The organism is Pectobacterium aquaticum, assembly GCF_003382565.3.
Classification (GTDB): Bacteria; Pseudomonadota; Gammaproteobacteria; order Enterobacterales; family Enterobacteriaceae; genus Pectobacterium; species Pectobacterium aquaticum.
On record NZ_CP086253.1, the window covers coordinates 194,927 to 212,144 of the forward strand.

At 48.5% G+C, this 17,218-nt stretch carries 10 protein-coding genes, 6 tRNA genes, 3 rRNA genes and 1 riboswitch; of the genes, 16 read left to right on the plus strand and 3 right to left on the minus strand.

All coding sequences use genetic code 11. The features are described from left to right. The first annotated feature begins 182 nt into the window (after positions 1-182). Together fabR and DMB82_RS00870 are read left to right on the plus strand one after the other, a co-directional pair. On the plus strand, positions 183-812 hold the full coding sequence (gene fabR / locus DMB82_RS00865) for an HTH-type transcriptional repressor FabR (RefSeq protein ID WP_167469173.1): 630 nt from the start codon (positions 183-185) through the stop codon (positions 810-812). Between the two features lie 32 nt (positions 813-844). Next, entirely contained in the window at positions 845-1,231 is a 387-nt protein-coding gene (locus DMB82_RS00870) for a YijD family membrane protein (protein ID WP_102118181.1), read from the plus strand. A 40-nt stretch (positions 1,232-1,271) separates the two neighbouring features. Here DMB82_RS00870 and trmA read toward each other — a convergent pair whose 3' ends face one another. Beyond that, positions 1,272-2,375, minus strand: a complete 1,104-nt coding sequence (gene trmA, locus DMB82_RS00875) for a tRNA (uridine(54)-C5)-methyltransferase TrmA (protein WP_116164117.1) — start codon at positions 2,373-2,375, stop codon at positions 1,272-1,274. A 131-nt stretch (positions 2,376-2,506) separates the two neighbouring features. Beyond that, positions 2,507-2,736, plus strand: a riboswitch (cobalamin riboswitch). Positions 2,737-2,802: 66 nt separating this feature from the next. Here trmA and btuB point away from each other — a divergent pair. From btuB to birA, 9 genes are all read left to right on the plus strand, one after another. Continuing rightward, positions 2,803-4,680, plus strand: a complete 1,878-nt coding sequence (btuB, locus tag DMB82_RS00880) for a TonB-dependent vitamin B12 receptor BtuB (protein ID WP_116164119.1) — start codon at positions 2,803-2,805, stop codon at positions 4,678-4,680. After that, a complete protein-coding gene (gene murI / locus DMB82_RS00885) occupies positions 4,625-5,482 on the plus strand; it encodes a glutamate racemase (protein WP_116164121.1) in 858 nt (285 codons plus the stop codon). The genes btuB and murI overlap by 56 nt, the downstream gene beginning before the upstream one ends. A gap of 380 nt (positions 5,483-5,862) precedes the next feature. Then, positions 5,863-7,404 (plus strand): 16S ribosomal RNA (locus tag DMB82_RS00890). A 73-nt stretch (positions 7,405-7,477) separates the two neighbouring features. Beyond that, positions 7,478-7,554: transfer RNA gene (locus tag DMB82_RS00895), tRNA-Ile, on the plus strand. Between the two features lie 42 nt (positions 7,555-7,596). Next, a tRNA-Ala gene (locus DMB82_RS00900) sits at positions 7,597-7,672 on the plus strand. 223 nt (positions 7,673-7,895) lie between these two features. Next, a 23S ribosomal RNA gene (locus tag DMB82_RS00905) occupies positions 7,896-10,802 on the plus strand. Between the two features lie 129 nt (positions 10,803-10,931). After that, positions 10,932-11,047 (plus strand): 5S ribosomal RNA (gene rrf / locus DMB82_RS00910). Together the 16S, 23S and 5S rRNA genes with 2 tRNA genes alongside form the textbook arrangement of a ribosomal RNA operon. A gap of 154 nt (positions 11,048-11,201) precedes the next feature. Then, positions 11,202-12,239, plus strand: a complete 1,038-nt coding sequence (gene murB, locus DMB82_RS00915; protein ID WP_102119304.1) for a UDP-N-acetylmuramate dehydrogenase — start codon at positions 11,202-11,204, stop codon at positions 12,237-12,239. Further along, positions 12,236-13,195: a bifunctional biotin--[acetyl-CoA-carboxylase] ligase/biotin operon repressor BirA gene (gene birA, locus DMB82_RS00920; RefSeq protein ID WP_116156672.1), complete on the plus strand. Its 960-nt coding sequence runs from the start codon at positions 12,236-12,238 to the stop codon at positions 13,193-13,195. Before murB ends, birA begins: the two co-directional genes overlap by 4 nt. 33 nt (positions 13,196-13,228) lie before the next feature. On the opposite strand, the gene coaA is transcribed toward birA, so the two are convergent. Both coaA and DMB82_RS00930 read right to left on the minus strand, forming a co-directional pair. Next, positions 13,229-14,179 carry a type I pantothenate kinase gene (gene coaA / locus DMB82_RS00925; protein WP_102119302.1) on the minus strand — a complete coding sequence of 317 codons (951 nt, stop codon included), beginning with the start codon at positions 14,177-14,179 and terminating at the stop codon, positions 13,229-13,231. Between the two features lie 211 nt (positions 14,180-14,390). Continuing rightward, positions 14,391-14,939 (minus strand): GNAT family N-acetyltransferase, encoded by a 549-nt coding sequence (locus DMB82_RS00930; RefSeq protein ID WP_116156673.1) that lies wholly within the window; start codon positions 14,937-14,939, stop codon positions 14,391-14,393. A gap of 331 nt (positions 14,940-15,270) precedes the next feature. On the opposite strand from DMB82_RS00930, the gene DMB82_RS00935 reads away from it, so the two are divergent. The 5 genes from DMB82_RS00935 to tuf all read left to right on the plus strand — a co-directional run bounded on the left by DMB82_RS00935 (position 15,271) and on the right by tuf (position 17,025). After that, positions 15,271-15,346, plus strand: a tRNA-Thr gene (locus DMB82_RS00935). Positions 15,347-15,361: 15 nt separating this feature from the next. Beyond that, positions 15,362-15,446, plus strand: a tRNA-Tyr gene (locus DMB82_RS00940). 130 nt (positions 15,447-15,576) lie between these two features. Next, positions 15,577-15,651 (plus strand) — tRNA-Gly (locus DMB82_RS00945). 6 nt (positions 15,652-15,657) lie between these two features. Next, positions 15,658-15,733 (plus strand) — tRNA-Thr (locus DMB82_RS00950). Positions 15,734-15,840: 107 nt separating this feature from the next. Further along, positions 15,841-17,025 (plus strand): elongation factor Tu, encoded by a 1,185-nt coding sequence (tuf, locus tag DMB82_RS00955; RefSeq protein ID WP_102116828.1) that lies wholly within the window; start codon positions 15,841-15,843, stop codon positions 17,023-17,025. The last annotated feature ends 193 nt before the right edge of the window (positions 17,026-17,218 follow it).

A 17,218-nucleotide genomic window follows, 5' to 3' on the forward strand; every position in this document is an offset into this window, starting at 1 on the left:
AATAACGTGGCTGTAACATTGTGCATTGTAACATCGACTGCGGCAGAACCCAATCATCCCTGCCTTTACTATGGAAACAGATTCTCACATTCTTAATATGGCAAACTTTGTCTCATTCTGCGGACAATAAAGTTTGCTATAGTGCCCCTCTGGAAAAGGGAGTAGATCATTTGGGCAGCATAATGGGTGTCAGAGCACAACAGAAAGAACGGACTCGTCGTTCCCTTATTGAAGCTGCATTTAGCCAGTTAAGCGCTGAGCGCAGCTTTGCCAGCCTGAGCCTGCGTGAAGTCGCTCGTGAAGCGGGTATCGCACCGACGTCTTTCTATCGTCATTTTCGTGACGTGGATGAGCTGGGGCTGACAATGGTTGACGAAAGCGGGCTGATGTTGCGCCAGTTAATGCGACAGGCCCGGCAGCGTATCGCCAAAACCGGTAGCGTGATCAAGACGTCAGTTTCCACCTTTATGGAATTTATCGGTAATAATCCTAATGCGTTCCGGCTGTTGCTGCGTGAACGCTCAGGGACGTCGGCGGCGTTCCGTGCGGCGGTCGCGCGGGAAATTCAGCATTTTATCGCTGAATTGGCGGATTATCTTGAGGTGGAAAACCATATTCCCCGCAGTTTCGCGGAAGCGCAGTCGGAAGCGATGGTGACCATTGTTTTCAGCGCGGGGGCGGAAGCCCTGGATGTTTCCTTGGAACAGCGTAAACAGCTAGAAGAGCGGCTAGTACTGCAACTGCGGATGATCGCTAAAGGTGCTTATTACTGGTACAGAAAAGAACACGATAGCAGCTTTACCGTGCCATAAATCCTCTATACCAACATGAGAAGGGATAAACCATGACACACAAACCTCATCAAGAAAAAGGTACGCTGGTGCTGGCGTTGATTGCGGGCCTATCCGTAAACGGCGCATTTTCCGCCCTGTTTAGCAGCATTGTTCCATTCTCGATTTTTCCCCTGCTTGCGCTGATATTATCCATTTATTGTCTGCATCAACGTTATTTGCACCACAGTATGCCGGAAGGTATTCCGATGCTGGCAGCGGCCAGTTTTCTGCTGGGATTGTTGATTTACAGCGCCATCGTGCGCGTTGAATATCCCGCGATTGGATCGAACTTTATTCCTTCAATCCTGTGCGTGGTGTTAGTTTTCTGGATTGGCCTGAAGCTGCGTCGCAGAAAAGAGACGGATGCTGTATCTGCAGAAGAGAGCGAGACGCTGTAGCGGATGGATACTGGCGGGGTGACCCGCCAGATTATGTGCGTTACTGACGTTTTTCCAACAGCACGCCGCACTCCATATGATGGGTGTAAGGGAATTGATCAAACAGCGCCAGACGGCGAATGTCGTGGGTTTCCGATAGCGTTTGCAGGTTGTTGCTCAGCGTTTCCGGGTTGCAGGAAATATAAAGAATGCGCGGATACGCCTGCACCAGTTTCACCGTTTCGTCATCCAGTCCGCTGCGCGGCGGGTCAACAAAAATGGTCTCGCACTGGTAGCTCGTCAGATCGATACCCTGTAAGCGGTTAAACTGGCGTACGCCCTGCATAGCCTGAGTAAATTCTTCCGCTGCCATACGGATAATCTGCACGTTCTCTATCTGGTTCGCCGCGATATTATACTGTGCCGCCGCGACGGAGGGCTTGGCGATCTCCGTCGCCAGTACGCGTTCGAAATTTCTTGCCAGCGCGAGTGAAAAATTGCCGTTACCGCAATACAGCTCCAGTAAATCTCCTGTTGATCCCGCTGTCGCATCCAGCGCCCATTCCAGCATCTGAATATTTATCGCGGCATTCGGCTGCGTGAAGCTGTTTTCTACCTGTCGGTAAATCATATCCCGACCTGCAACCGGCAGGCACTCATCGACATAATCGCGATCGAGGCAGATTTTGGTTTTTGTCGCGCGACCAATCAACTGTAGACGGAACCCCTGCGCTGTCAGGCTATCGCGCAGAGCGCGGGCATGTTCCTGCCATTCCTCATCCAGTGCGCGGTGATACAGCAGCGAAACGATCACTTCGCCGCTCAGGGTGGACAGGTAGTCTATCTGGAACAGTTTGCGGCGCAGGACAGAATCGGGCTTAATGACGGTAAGCAGCTCCGGCATCAGGCGGTTGATCAGTTCACTGGCAGCCGGAAAGCGATCAACCCGAATGCGCTGTTTGGTTTGCTGGTCAAACATGATGTGATAAAGCTCGTCGCCATCGTGCCAGATACGGAATTCGGCACGCATCCGATAGTGAGTGACGGGAGAACGGAAGACGACAGGCTCCGGTGCATTGAACGGTGCCATCATCCCACGCAGACGCTCGGTTTTCTCTGCAAGCTGGTCGTCGTATTGTTCGATGGGCAGGATTTCTGGCGTCATGGTTTTCTCGTCAACAGCGTCTAAAAGGGTGTTATTGGCCGGGAATTGTAGGGAATCCGGCCAGAAAGTCCAGTTTTGTTACGTGATTATCCTGTAGTGATATAGAAGTCTAGACTTCCACAATTCGCGATTGTAGGATGAGCGTCCGGCCTTGTACCACAAGTTAAAAGGGAATCCAGTGTAAATCTGGAGCTGACGCGCAGCGGTAAGGAATGCCCCAGCGATAGCATTATTATGCAGACACTGTCTTCAACTTTTGAGGATGGGAAGTCATCGCTTTCGTTGTATCCCCTACCGTTGTTGACGATTTGTGGGACAACGGCATCCAAGCCCGAAGACCTGCCGGAATACGTCGCAATTGGTTCTGCATATCGCGTGCTATTAACAGAGCCTGCGGCATCCTTATTATTTCTCGGATGCTTTAACAATGATTAAAAAAATTTCGCTGCTGACGGCGCTTTCCGTCACGGCATTTTCTGGCTGGGCACAGGAAAGCCAAAATCCGTCATCGGAAAAAAATGCCGATGATATGGTAGTCACAGCAAATCGTTTCGCACAGCCGGTTTCTTCGGTGCTGGCGGCAAACAGTATCGTAACTCGGGCTGATATCGACCGTTGGCAGGCCAAGTCGCTCAATGATGTGATGCGTCGTTTACCGGGAGTAGATATTGCTGAGAATGGTGGCCGAGGACAACTTGGTTCGATGTTTATTCGTGGCAGCAATTCTAACCATGTATTGGTGCTGGTTGACGGCGTTCGTCTTGCCTCTGCAGGAGTCTCTGGCAGTGTTGACTTCAGTCAGATACCTATGTCGTTAGTACAGCGTATTGAATATATTCGTGGCCCTCGTTCTGCTGTGTACGGTTCTGATGCTATCAGTGGCGTCATCAATATTATTACTGAACGTGCTCAGGATGGAGGCGTGCTAAATGCTGGTTACGGTTCTCATGCTTATCAAAACTATGATGGTTCAGTACGTGGTCATGTGAGTGACAATACCGTTGTCAGTGTTGCAGGAAGCTATGAAGCTACCCATGGATATAATGTCTATCCTTCCTCGCCTTGGCCAGCTGACAGAGATAATGATGGTTATCGCAGCAAATCTTTTTGGGGATCGCTGGAACAGCGTTTCTCTGAAAATACTTCCGGTTTTTTCCGTGCCTATGGATATGACAATAATACGGATTATGATGTTGTTGGTACCGCTCAAGGAAATGATAAGCGTTATTTGAATACTCGAAATTATGACGCGGGTCTGAAGTTCAACGAAGGTATATATTCAAGCCAATTAATTGCTAGTTACCAAACCTATGATGATCTCAATTTTAATGATGTGACCGGAAAATATAACGGCACGATTACGCAAATTGAGCAACGTAATCTGCAATGGGGCAATGTCTTCAGTGTAGGAAATGGTAGCGTAAGTGTCGGAACTGACTGGCGCAATGAACGAGCGCAACCAGGAGGCAGCGCCGCCTATAATCAGGCTCATAGCCGTGACAATACAGGCATCTATTTAACAACTCAGCAGCAGTTTGGTTCTGTTACGTTAGAGGGCGCTGTTCGTGGTGATGATAATCAACAATATGGCCGACACGGTACGTGGCAAACCGGTGCCGCATGGGAGTTTATTGACGGTTACCGAATTTTAGGCTCTTACGGTACAGCATTTAAAGCACCGACATTTGACAAGATATATGACACTGCATACTCGCAGGGGAATCCCAATTTATCGCCTGAAGAAAGTAAGCAGTGGGAACTTGGCGTAGAAGGCTTAAGTGGTCCGGTGAACTGGCGGGTGTCCGGTTACCGTAATGAAGTTGATAACCTCATTAACTTTCGTTCACTCCCTCTAGGCCAGAGTACCTACGATAATATCGGTAAAGCGGTAATGACTGGGGCTGAGTTTACTGCAGCGTATGACACTGGGTGGCTTTCGCATCAAGTCACTTTAGAGTACCTAGACGCCAAAGATAAAACTACAGACAAAGGTTTGGCTCGCCGTGCCCATAAGAAAGCGAAGTATGAACTTGCTACAACATTGGAAAATAATGTCAATGTGTCGTTGACGTGGCTTTACCAAGGTGCTCGTTCCGATTCGGATTTTGATCCTATTACTTTCCAACCTAAACCCGTGAAGCTTGGAGGATATAGCCTTTGGGATCTCGCTGCCTCATATCCGATCACCTCTCATCTGACAGTTCGTGGTAGAATCGCAAACCTGTTTGATAAAGATTATGAGACGGCATATGGCTACCGCACGGCAGGGCGAGAATACTATCTCACAGGAAGTTATACCTTCTAACCTGCCATCCCGTCCTACGATTCTGGTCTTCGATTCCGGCGTAGGCGGGCTGTCTGTTTATGATGAAATCCGGCAGCTCTTGCCGGATCTTCACTATATATACGCATTCGATAATGAAGCGTTTCCCTATGGTGAGAAATCACAGCAGTTCATTATCGAGCGCGTGGTTGAGATTGTTAACGCAGTTCAACAACGCCATCAGCTTGCATTAGTTGTGATCGCCTGCAATACGGCGAGTACGATTTCCCTTCCTGCGTTACGTGAGCGCTTTACTTTCCCTGTCGTGGGCGTCGTCCCAGCGGTTAAACCAGCGGCTAAGCTGACGCGCAACGGTGTTGTTGGCCTATTGGCGACGCGCGCAACGGTTCAACGCCCGTATACGCACGAACTTATTGCCCGTTTTGCGACGGATTGCCAGATTTTGTCATTGGGATCGTCAGAGCTGGTCGAGTTAGCAGAAGCGAAATTGCAGGGGGAGACGATCTCTATTTCCGAACTGCAAAAAATTCTGCGCCCTTGGTTACGTTTACCGGAACCGCCAGATACGGTCGTGCTCGGGTGTACGCATTTTCCATTATTAGCAGAAGAGCTGAAAATGGCCTTGCCAGATGGAACACGTCTTGTCGATTCCGGTGCCGCTATTGCCAGAAGAACAGCATGGCTGATTGCTAATCTGGATAATCCTGCACTTTCGACAGATAAGAATCTGGTTTATTGCTTAGCGATTACACCTAAAGTCGCTACGCTGTGGCCAATATTGCAGCGTTATGGCTTCAATTCGCTGGAAAAATTGCCACTTTGATAGCCTTGTGGGCAAATAGTAGACAAGCGATAATTTTTTTGCATTTAGCGCTTGTCAGTGGCCGAGAAGTCCCTATAATGCGCATCCACTGACACGGCAACAGCGACACGCGGTTGTGGTGACAGCAAAAAGATTCAACGAAGCAGTCAGTAATGACTTGACTTCACAGCGGAAAAGCATAGTATGTGCAGCCCGCGCCACCGATGAAGTGGCACTGCTCTTTAACAATTTAATCAGACAATCTGTGTGGGCACTCACAAGACCGTATCTTAACGATATAAAAAAGTCTTGAAGAGTGAACAACAGTAAAATTCATTACGAATGAACAGTGACTAATTCTTTGAGCATCGCTGACGAGTTCAGCAAATCAAACAAATCTTAAATTGAAGAGTTTGATCATGGCTCAGATTGAACGCTGGCGGCAGGCCTAACACATGCAAGTCGAGCGGTAGCACAGGAGAGCTTGCTCTCTGGGTGACGAGCGGCGGACGGGTGAGTAATGTCTGGGAAACTGCCTGATGGAGGGGGATAACTACTGGAAACGGTAGCTAATACCGCATAACGTCTTCGGACCAAAGAGGGGGACCTTAGGGCCTCTCGCCATCGGATGTGCCCAGATGGGATTAGCTAGTAGGTGAGGTAATGGCTCACCTAGGCGACGATCCCTAGCTGGTCTGAGAGGATGACCAGCCACACTGGAACTGAGACACGGTCCAGACTCCTACGGGAGGCAGCAGTGGGGAATATTGCACAATGGGCGCAAGCCTGATGCAGCCATGCCGCGTGTGTGAAGAAGGCCTTCGGGTTGTAAAGCACTTTCAGCGGGGAGGAAGGCGGTGAGGTTAATAACCTTATCGATTGACGTTACCCGCAGAAGAAGCACCGGCTAACTCCGTGCCAGCAGCCGCGGTAATACGGAGGGTGCAAGCGTTAATCGGAATGACTGGGCGTAAAGCGCACGCAGGCGGTCTGTTAAGTTGGATGTGAAATCCCCGGGCTTAACCTGGGAACTGCATTCAAAACTGACAGGCTAGAGTCTTGTAGAGGGGGGTAGAATTCCAGGTGTAGCGGTGAAATGCGTAGAGATCTGGAGGAATACCGGTGGCGAAGGCGGCCCCCTGGACAAAGACTGACGCTCAGGTGCGAAAGCGTGGGGAGCAAACAGGATTAGATACCCTGGTAGTCCACGCTGTAAACGATGTCGATTTGGAGGTTGTGCCCTTGAGGCGTGGCTTCCGGAGCTAACGCGTTAAATCGACCGCCTGGGGAGTACGGCCGCAAGGTTAAAACTCAAATGAATTGACGGGGGCCCGCACAAGCGGTGGAGCATGTGGTTTAATTCGATGCAACGCGAAGAACCTTACCTACTCTTGACATCCACAGAATTTGGTAGAGATACCTTAGTGCCTTCGGGAACTGTGAGACAGGTGCTGCATGGCTGTCGTCAGCTCGTGTTGTGAAATGTTGGGTTAAGTCCCGCAACGAGCGCAACCCTTATCCTTTGTTGCCAGCGATTCGGTCGGGAACTCAAAGGAGACTGCCGGTGATAAACCGGAGGAAGGTGGGGATGACGTCAAGTCATCATGGCCCTTACGAGTAGGGCTACACACGTGCTACAATGGCGTATACAAAGAGAAGCGACCTCGCGAGAGCAAGCGGACCTCATAAAGTACGTCGTAGTCCGGATTGGAGTCTGCAACTCGACTCCATGAAGTCGGAATCGCTAGTAATCGTAGATCAGAATGCTACGGTGAATACGTTCCCGGGCCTTGTACACACCGCCCGTCACACCATGGGAGTGGGTTGCAAAAGAAGTAGGTAGCTTAACCTTCGGGAGGGCGCTTACCACTTTGTGATTCATGACTGGGGTGAAGTCGTAACAAGGTAACCGTAGGGGAACCTGCGGTTGGATCACCTCCTTACCAAGAAGATGTGTGTTAAGTGAAGTGCTCACACAGATTGTCTGATGAAAATAACGAGCAGAAATACCTTAATAGGCTTGTAGCTCAGGTGGTTAGAGCGCACCCCTGATAAGGGTGAGGTCGGTGGTTCAAGTCCACTCAGGCCTACCAACTCTTCCGTGAGTGGTATCTAAGGTATCTGTAAGCAACGATGGGGTTATAGCTCAGCTGGGAGAGCGCCTGCCTTGCACGCAGGAGGTCTGCGGTTCGATCCCGCATAGCTCCACCATCACTACTCGCTGTATAGAAAACTTCAGAGTGTACCTGTATGGGTGCACTGCGACGTTTTGCTCTTTAACAATCTGGAACAAGCTGAAAATTGAAACATGACAGCTGAACATACTGACACAACAGTAATGTAGTGTGAGTGATGAATCAGTTTGTCAATGAGTCTCTCAAATAATCGCAGCGCGACGTTGGCTTTATTTATTAAAGACACCTTCGGGTTGTGAGGTTAAGCGACTAAGCGTACACGGTGGATGCCTAGGCAGTCAGAGGCGATGAAGGGCGTGCTAATCTGCGATAAGCGTCGGTAAGCTGATATGAAGCGTTATACCCGACGATACCCGAATGGGGAAACCCAGTGTGTTTCGACACACTATCATGACATGAATACATAGTGTCATGAGGCGAACCGGGGGAACTGAAACATCTCAGTACCCCGAGGAAAAGAAATCAACCGAGATTCCCCCAGTAGCGGCGAGCGAACGGGGAGGAGCCCAGAACCTGAATCAGTTTGTGTGTTAGTGGAAGCGTCTGGAAAGTCGCACAGTAAAGGGTGATAGTCCCGTACACAAAAATGCACAAGTTGTGAGTTCGATGAGTAGGGCGGGACACGTGACATCCTGTCTGAATATGGGGGGACCATCCTCCAAGGCTAAATACTCCTGACTGACCGATAGTGAACCAGTACCGTGAGGGAAAGGCGAAAAGAACCCCGGCGAGGGGAGTGAAATAGAACCTGAAACCGTGTACGTACAAGCAGTGGGAGCCTACTTGTTAGGTGACTGCGTACCTTTTGTATAATGGGTCAGCGACTTATATTCTGTAGCAAGGTTAACCGTATAGGGGAGCCGCAGGGAAACCGAGTCTTAACTGGGCGTTAAGTTGCAGGGTATAGACCCGAAACCCGGTGATCTAGCCATGGGCAGGTTGAAGGTTGGGTAACACTAACTGGAGGACCGAACCGACTAATGTTGAAAAATTAGCGGATGACTTGTGGCTGGGGGTGAAAGGCCAATCAAACCGGGAGATAGCTGGTTCTCCCCGAAAGCTATTTAGGTAGCGCCTCGTGAATTCATCTTCGGGGGTAGAGCACTGTTTCGGCTAGGGGGTCATCCCGACTTACCAACCCGATGCAAACTCCGAATACCGAAGAATGTTATCACGGGAGACACACGGCGGGTGCTAACGTTCGTCGTGAAGAGGGAAACAACCCAGACCGCCAGCTAAGGTCCCAAAGTCATGGTTAAGTGGGAAACGATGTGGGAAGGCATAGACAGCCAGGATGTTGGCTTAGAAGCAGCCATCATTTAAAGAAAGCGTAATAGCTCACTGGTCGAGTCGGCCTGCGCGGAAGATGTAACGGGGCTAAACCATGCACCGAAGCTGCGGCAGCGACACTTAGGTGTTGTTGGGTAGGGGAGCGTTCTGTAAGCCGTCGAAGGTGGCCTGTGAGGGCTGCTGGAGGTATCAGAAGTGCGAATGCTGACATAAGTAACGATAATGCGGGTGAAAAACCCGCACGCCGGAAGACCAAGGGTTCCTGTCCAACGTTAATCGGGGCAGGGTGAGTCGACCCCTAAGGCGAGGCTGAAAAGCGTAGTCGATGGGAAACAGGTTAATATTCCTGTACTCGGTGTTACTGCGAAGGGGGGACGGAGAAAGCTAGGTTATCCGGGCGACGGTTGTCCCGGTTTAAGCGTGAAGGTGGATGACCTTGGTAAATCCGGGTCGTCATTAACACTGAGGCGTGATGACGAGTCACTACGGTGATGAAGTAACCAATGCTACGCTTCCAGGAAAAGCCTCTAAGCTCCAGGTAACATCAAATCGTACCCCAAACCGACACAGGTGGTCAGGTAGAGAATACTCAGGCGCTTGAGAGAACTCGGGTGAAGGAACTAGGCAAAATGGTGCCGTAACTTCGGGAGAAGGCACGCTGATGGTAGGTGAAGTGACGTGCTCACGGAGCTGAACTCAGTCGAAGATACCAGCTGGCTGCAACTGTTTAATAAAAACACAGCACTGTGCAAACACGAAAGTGGACGTATACGGTGTGACGCCTGCCCGGTGCCGGAAGGTTAATTGATGGGGTCAGCCGCAAGGCGAAGCTCTTGATCGAAGCCCCGGTAAACGGCGGCCGTAACTATAACGGTCCTAAGGTAGCGAAATTCCTTGTCGGGTAAGTTCCGACCTGCACGAATGGCGTAATGATGGCCAGGCTGTCTCCACCCGAGACTCAGTGAAATTGAACTCGCTGTGAAGATGCAGTGTACCCGCGGCAAGACGGAAAGACCCCGTGAACCTTTACTATAGCTTGACACTGAACCTTGAGCCTTGATGTGTAGGATAGGTGGGAGGCTTTGAAGCGAGGACGCCAGTTCTTGTGGAGCCAACCTTGAAATACCACCCTTTAATGTTTGATGTTCTAACGTGGGCCCGTAATCCGGGTTGCGGACAGTGTCTGGTGGGTAGTTTGACTGGGGCGGTCTCCTCCCAAAGCGTAACGGAGGAGCACGAAGGTTAGCTAATCCTGGTCGGACATCAGGAGGTTAGTGCAAAGGCATAAGCTAGCTTGACTGCGAGAGTGACAGCTCGAGCAGGTGCGAAAGCAGGTCTTAGTGATCCGGTGGTTCTGAATGGAAGGGCCATCGCTCAACGGATAAAAGGTACTCCGGGGATAACAGGCTGATACCGCCCAAGAGTTCATATCGACGGCGGTGTTTGGCACCTCGATGTCGGCTCATCACATCCTGGGGCTGAAGTAGGTCCCAAGGGTATGGCTGTTCGCCATTTAAAGTGGTACGCGAGCTGGGTTTAGAACGTCGTGAGACAGTTCGGTCCCTATCTGCCGTGGGCGTTGGAAGATTGAGAGGGGTTGCTCCTAGTACGAGAGGACCGGAGTGAACGCACCACTGGTGTTCGGGTTGTGATGCCAATTGCATTGCCCGGTAGCTAAGTGCGGAAGAGATAACCGCTGAAAGCATCTAAGCGGGAAACTTGCCTCGAGATGAGTCTTCCCTGGGCACTAGATGCCCCTGAAGGGCCGTTGAAGACGACGACGTAGATAGGCTGGGTGTGTAAGCGTAGCGATACGTTGAGCTAACCAGTACTAATGACCCGAGAGGCTTAACCTTACAACACCGAAGGTGTTTTGAGAGTGACTCATAGAGATGTGTTTTGATATTTAGCTTGTTTTAGGATTGGTTCTGATGGTTGTGCGAGAGCGTAAGCAAAGCATGACGGTTAGAATGAAACAGAATTTGCCTGGCGGCGATAGCGCGGTGGTCCCACCTGACCCCATGCCGAACTCAGAAGTGAAACGCCGTAGCGCCGATGGTAGTGTGGGGCTTCCCCATGTGAGAGTAGGGAACTGCCAGGCATCAAATAAGTGGAAAGCCCCTGTCGCAAGACAGGGGCTTTTTGCTATGGATGTTAGGAATAGTTGTTTATACGTATCCGGTGGCAAAAGACAGCCGGTATCTTGCGTAGATCAGGTAGACTATGTGATATCTGAATTAGTAGGTATTTCTATCATGGCGTCGAGCGTTATTTCATTAAAGTCTTATAACTCTTTCTCGTTACCTGTTTCCGCATCTTGTATTAAGGTTGCGGATACTCAGGAAAAATTGATTGAAGGATGGCGCGTCGCCAGTGCATCACAAGAGCCTATTTTGTTGCTAGGGGAAGGGAGTAATGTCCTTTTTCTTGAAGATTTTTTAGGTACTATTCTGCTAAATCGGCTCAAGGGTATAGATATTCGAGAAGAAAGCGATGGGTGGTATCTTCATGTTGGTGCAGGTGAGAATTGGCATCAATTAGTTGAATATACGCTTAAGCGTGGCATTGCTGGGTTAGAAAATCTGGCATTAATTCCCGGATGTGTGGGCTCTGCACCGATACAAAATATTGGTGCGTATGGTATTGAATTACAACATGTCTGTGATTATGTGGAATTGCTGGATCTGACTGAAGGTAAGGTCATGCGTCTTAGCTCTGAGGAATGTCAATTCAGTTACCGTGAAAGCATATTCAAGCATAAATATCGCTCTGGGTTTGCGATTACTGCTGTAGGGTTTTTTTTAAAGAAAGAGTGGAATCCAGTACTCAACTACGGTGATTTGGCAAAACTGAATCCTGAAACCGTGACGTCACAGCAGGTATTTGATTTTGTTTGTCATATGCGTCGAAGTAAACTTCCAGACCCTGTAGTGACAGGTAATGCTGGTAGCTTCTTCAAAAATCCAATAATTACACAACAGCATGCCGAACGTATTTTACAAGACTATCCGAATGCTCCTCAGTATTTACAAGCTGATGGTAACGTTAAATTGGCCGCTGGATGGTTAATTGATCAATGCAAACTTAAAGGATTCCAGCTTGGTGGTGCTGCTGTTCACGAGAAACAGGCATTAGTTCTGATTAATAAAAATAATGCAAAAAGCTCAGATATTGTTGAATTAGCTCGTTACGTCCGCAACCAGGTTTCTGAAAAATTCTCCATACAACTGGAACCTGAAGTTCGCTTTATTGCTGCGCATGGAGAGGTCAATGCCATCGAGGTATTATCATGAAAGATATTACGGTTCCTCTTAAATTAATTAAAATCCTATCTGATGGTGAATTTTATTCCGGTGAGCTACTGGGCGAAATGATGGGGATGAGCCGAGCTGCGATTAATAAACATATTCAAACTATACGTGATTGGGGAATTGATGTTTTTACTGTAACGGGTAAGGGCTATTCTTTGCCAACGCCTATGCAGTTACTAGATGAAGAAGTTATTCTTAAGCGCCTACCGGAAAGTGGCGTGACGGTTTTACCTGTCGTTGATTCTACGAATCAGTACATTTTAGAACGATTGGATTCGCTGTCATCCGGTGATGCATGTATTGCTGAGTATCAGCAATCTGGGCGTGGTCGTCGGGGGCGGCAATGGTTTTCACCCTTTGGTGCGAATTTGTATTTATCCTTATATTGGCGTTTAGAGCAGGGACCAGCTGCGGCTGTTGGAGTGAGTCTGGTTATCGGTATCGTAATGGCCGAAGTGCTACATAAGCTTGGTGCTGATGGTGTTCGAGTCAAATGGCCTAATGATTTATATCTGAAGGATAGAAAATTGGCTGGTATTCTTGTTGAACTGACTGGGAAAACTGGGGATGCTGCTAATTTGGTAATTGGTGCAGGCATTAATTTACAAATGAGGGCACCTGCCCCAGATACGATTAATCAAGGCTGGATAAATTTACAAGAGGCAGGTATAGAGATTGATCGTAATACTCTCGCTTCGGCTCTTATTTCTGAATTAAGAAGCGCTTTGGCCGTCTTTGAACTACAAGGTCTTGAACCATTTATTCCCAGATGGGAAAAATTGGATAACTATTTTAATCGTCCGATCCGTTTGATTATCGGTAATCGCGAAATACATGGGATAGAACGAGGAATCGATCACCAAGGTGCATTGTTATTAGAAAACGATGGTTTGATAGCACCGTATATTGGTGGGGAAATTTCTCTGCGCGGTGTATAAAAAAAGGGGGGGAGATATCCCCCTTTTATATATTTATTTTCTTAATCTAACACATTCAACGGCATGGTTGGCGCTTTTGGTCATAATAAGACTAGCTCTCTCCCGGGTAGGGAGGATATTTTCTTTTAGATTAAGTCCGTTAATTTCCTTCCATAATTGAGATGCAATACCGATAGATTCTTCTTCCGTCAATTTTGCATAATTATGAAAATATGAGTTTGGATTTGAGAATGCACCCTGCCTAAACTTCAAAAATCTATTTATATACCATGTCTGTAACAGTGTTTCAGACGCATCCACATAAATAGAGAAATCTACGAAATCAGAAACAAAAACTCTATGTGGATCATGTGGATAGTCCATTCCACTTTGTAAAACATTCAAGCCTTCTAATATTAAAATATCAGGTTGCTCCAGCACTTTATTGTTATTAGGAACAATGTCATATGTCAGGTGGGAATAAGTTGGGGCTGTGACTTTGTGTGTCCCTGATTTTATATCAGAAACAAATTTCACCAAGCTATGCATATCGTATGACTGCGGAAAACCTTTTTTCTTCATCAAATCGCGTTCTTTTAGCACCTTATTTGGATGAAGAAACCCATCGGTTGTAATAAGTTCTACACTGCGGTGTTCCGGCCAACGGCTTAATAACGCTTGAAGCACACGAGCTGTGGTACTTTTTCCTACAGCGACACTGCCTGCAATACCGATTATGTAAGGTATTTTTTGGCCATCAGTTCCTAAGAACTGCTCAAGCACAGCCTGACGTCGTAAATTAGAGCTGATATAGAAATTGAGCAGGCGAGATAGCGGCAGATAAATTTCTGCGACTTCGTCTAATGAAAGGTCTTCGTTAATCCCTTTGAGCTTAACGATTTCTTCCTCTGTCAGCGTTAACGGGACGGAATCGCGCAAGGCGGCCCATTGGCTGCGGTTAAATTGTAGATATGGCGTGGCCAAGGATTGCTCTCTATTGCTCATAAGTCGTGTTCTGCCTGCTTCACAGGTAAGAAAAGGGACTCTTCGCCCAGCGAAGAAAACGGGCTATTAGTTTAGTCAACGCGATGATCGCGGCACCTTCTCTTATGTAATAAATTTTTGATAATGGGCAGGTTAACACTTTGCTGCTAGAAAGAAGAAGAGAAAATCGGTGCTGTACCCGATGCTTCTATGTTTACGCATCGAGTGTTTGCTAACTAGCGATGGCTTTACCTAAACCATTCACGGCAAAGAGGCGCTTATAATAAATGGCCGTTGGGTGATAATAGCCATCGGGTGTGCAAGCATAGTCTGGTAATTCTCCCAGATGGCGATAGCCCAATGCACGGTAGAACGCTTCTGCGGGGGAACCTGCTTGAGTATCTAAGTAGAGTAATCCCCTCTGTTGTGAAAGCGCGCTCTGTTCCAATAGTTGAATGAGCAGTCGGCCTATTCCTGCTCTTCTTGTGCGACTGTGAACCAATAATTTTTGAATTTCAGCTCTGTTTTTCCCATTTGGCTTTTGACACAACTCAAGCTGTACGCTTCCGACGACACCATTCTCATCGCGCGCTACCCATAACATGCGTTCACCGCTGGCGACGAATGTTTGCAAACTATGAAAATATTCTGTGGCTTCTTTGTGGGACAGTGGCGAGTGGTACCCAACAGAAGCACCTTTTTCTACAGCATCTATGAGTAGGCTAGCCAGTTCCTCACGATAGGCAGGTAAGGTTGCGGCATTGAGTTGAACGGTTTTCATCGTATTTTTCCTCTTCGACAGAAATTTATTTCTAACCGAGCAAAATGTATTCCAGGTTCATTCCCTTAGAAAAGCGAGCAAAATAGCATCGATCAGTGCAGTGCGTGCTCTTCTAAAGAGCAAAATCGTATTTTAGGTGCTAGAGGCATCGGCGGAAATTTGATGGCGAAACCTCCACTTTACTGGATAGAACTGGTGGTTCTTTGCGCTAATTCTTACTGTTACTCTAGATTTATAGCTGTATTTGGATAAAATCTAAGCGATAGCGCATTTTACGCAATTTTTTTGTTGCATCGAGCGTTCTGTCTACCTAGAATGCGCAGCACTTGAAGCCGGCTTAGCTCAGTAGGTAGAGCAACTGACTTGTAATCAGTAGGTCACCAGTTCGATTCCGGTAGCCGGCACCATCAAGTACACAATCAGGTGGGGTTCCCGAGCGGCCAAAGGGAGCAGACTGTAAATCTGCCGTCACAGACTTCGAAGGTTCGAATCCTTCCCCCACCACCAAATTCAATCCTGGCAACAGGATACTCGATACGGTAGTAAAAGTAAGCCGGATCGACGAAGGCGGGGTCTATAAAATCTTATTCCCCAACTTCAAAATCTACAGAAAAATTAGGTAGCCGAGTTCCAGGATGCGGGCATCGTATAATGGCTATTACCTCAGCCTTCCAAGCTGATGATGTGGGTTCGATTCCCACTGCCCGCTCCAAGATGTGCTGATATAGCTCAGTTGGTAGAGCGCACCCTTGGTAAGGGTGAGGTCGGCAGTTCGAATCTGCCTATCAGCACCACTTCCTTTTCCTCCTCCTGATTTTCTTTCTGTGAATAAATTCAGCGAGCTATCGCTTGGTTGATGTGGTGATACCACCGATTTATCCGTGTCTTAGAGGGACAATCGATGTCTAAAGAAAAATTTGAACGTACAAAACCGCACGTTAACGTCGGTACTATCGGCCACGTTGACCATGGTAAAACAACGCTGACCGCTGCAATCACTACCGTTCTGGCTAAAACCTACGGTGGTAACGCGCGTGCATTCGACCAGATCGATAACGCACCAGAAGAAAAAGCACGTGGTATCACTATCAACACCTCTCACGTTGAATACGATACCCCGTCTCGCCACTACGCGCACGTTGACTGCCCAGGGCACGCCGACTATGTGAAAAACATGATCACCGGTGCTGCCCAGATGGACGGTGCGATCCTGGTTGTTGCTGCGACTGACGGCCCAATGCCTCAGACCCGTGAGCACATCCTGCTGGGTCGTCAGGTTGGCGTTCCTTTCATCATCGTGTTCCTGAACAAATGTGACATGGTTGATGATGAAGAGCTGCTGGAACTGGTTGAGATGGAAGTGCGTGAGCTGTTGTCTCAGTACGACTTCCCAGGCGACGACACCCCAGTGGTTCGTGGTTCTGCTCTGAAAGCGCTGGAAGGCGACGCTGAGTGGGAAGCAAAAATCATCGAACTGGCAGGCTACCTGGATTCTTATATTCCAGAACCAGAGCGTGCGATTGACAAGCCGTTCCTGCTGCCAATCGAAGACGTATTCTCCATCTCCGGTCGTGGTACCGTTGTTACCGGTCGTGTAGAGCGCGGTATCGTTAAAGTGGGTGAAGAAGTTGAAATCGTTGGTATCAAAGATACGGCGAAATCTACCTGTACTGGCGTAGAAATGTTCCGCAAACTGCTGGACGAAGGTCGTGCAGGCGAGAACGTTGGTGTTCTGCTGCGCGGTATCAAGCGTGAAGAAATCGAGCGTGGTCAGGTACTGGCTAAGCCGGGTTCAATCAAGCCGCACACTCAGTTCGAATCAGAAGTGTATATCCTGAGCAAAGATGAAGGCGGCCGTCATACTCCGTTCTTCAAAGGCTACCGTCCTCAGTTCTACTTCCGTACCACTGACGTGACGGGCACCATCGAACTGCCAGAAGGCGTAGAGATGGTAATGCCGGGCGACAACATCAAAATGGTTGTTACCCTGATCCACCCAATCGCGATGGATGATGGTTTGCGTTTCGCAATCCGTGAAGGCGGCCGTACAGTAGGCGCGGGCGTTGTTGCTAAAGTTATCGCTTAATCGCTGATAACGTTTGACGCGACACGCGATAAAAGGGCATCATTTGATGCCCTTTTTCTACGCTGTCATGGTAGAACCTATCTCATCAGCGATTGTGAGATATAATCATTGGTGAGATAGGCTCTGTAGATACGGCGTAAATACCGAATTATTCGTTTTACAGAACATCTTTCGGTTTGGTTGCTCCGTGGTT

Bases quoted from the DNA above. Each gene is read 5' to 3' on its own strand.
- fabR (WP_167469173.1), top strand. From the start codon at position 183: ATGGGTGTCAGAGCACAACAGAAAGAACGGACTCGTCGTTCCCTTATT.
- DMB82_RS00870 (WP_102118181.1), top strand. From the start codon at position 845: ATGACACACAAACCTCATCAAGAAAAAGGTACGCTGGTGCTGGCGTTG.
- trmA (WP_116164117.1), bottom strand. From the start codon at position 2,375: ATGACGCCAGAAATCCTGCCCATCGAACAATACGACGACCAGCTTGCA.
- btuB (WP_116164119.1), top strand. From the start codon at position 2,803: ATGATTAAAAAAATTTCGCTGCTGACGGCGCTTTCCGTCACGGCATTT.
- murI (WP_116164121.1), top strand. From the start codon at position 4,625: ATGGCTACCGCACGGCAGGGCGAGAATACTATCTCACAGGAAGTTATA.
- murB (WP_102119304.1), top strand. From the start codon at position 11,202: ATGGCGTCGAGCGTTATTTCATTAAAGTCTTATAACTCTTTCTCGTTA.
- birA (WP_116156672.1), top strand. From the start codon at position 12,236: ATGAAAGATATTACGGTTCCTCTTAAATTAATTAAAATCCTATCTGAT.
- coaA (WP_102119302.1), bottom strand. From the start codon at position 14,179: ATGAGCAATAGAGAGCAATCCTTGGCCACGCCATATCTACAATTTAAC.
- DMB82_RS00930 (WP_116156673.1), bottom strand. From the start codon at position 14,939: ATGAAAACCGTTCAACTCAATGCCGCAACCTTACCTGCCTATCGTGAG.
- tuf (WP_102116828.1), top strand. From the start codon at position 15,841: ATGTCTAAAGAAAAATTTGAACGTACAAAACCGCACGTTAACGTCGGT.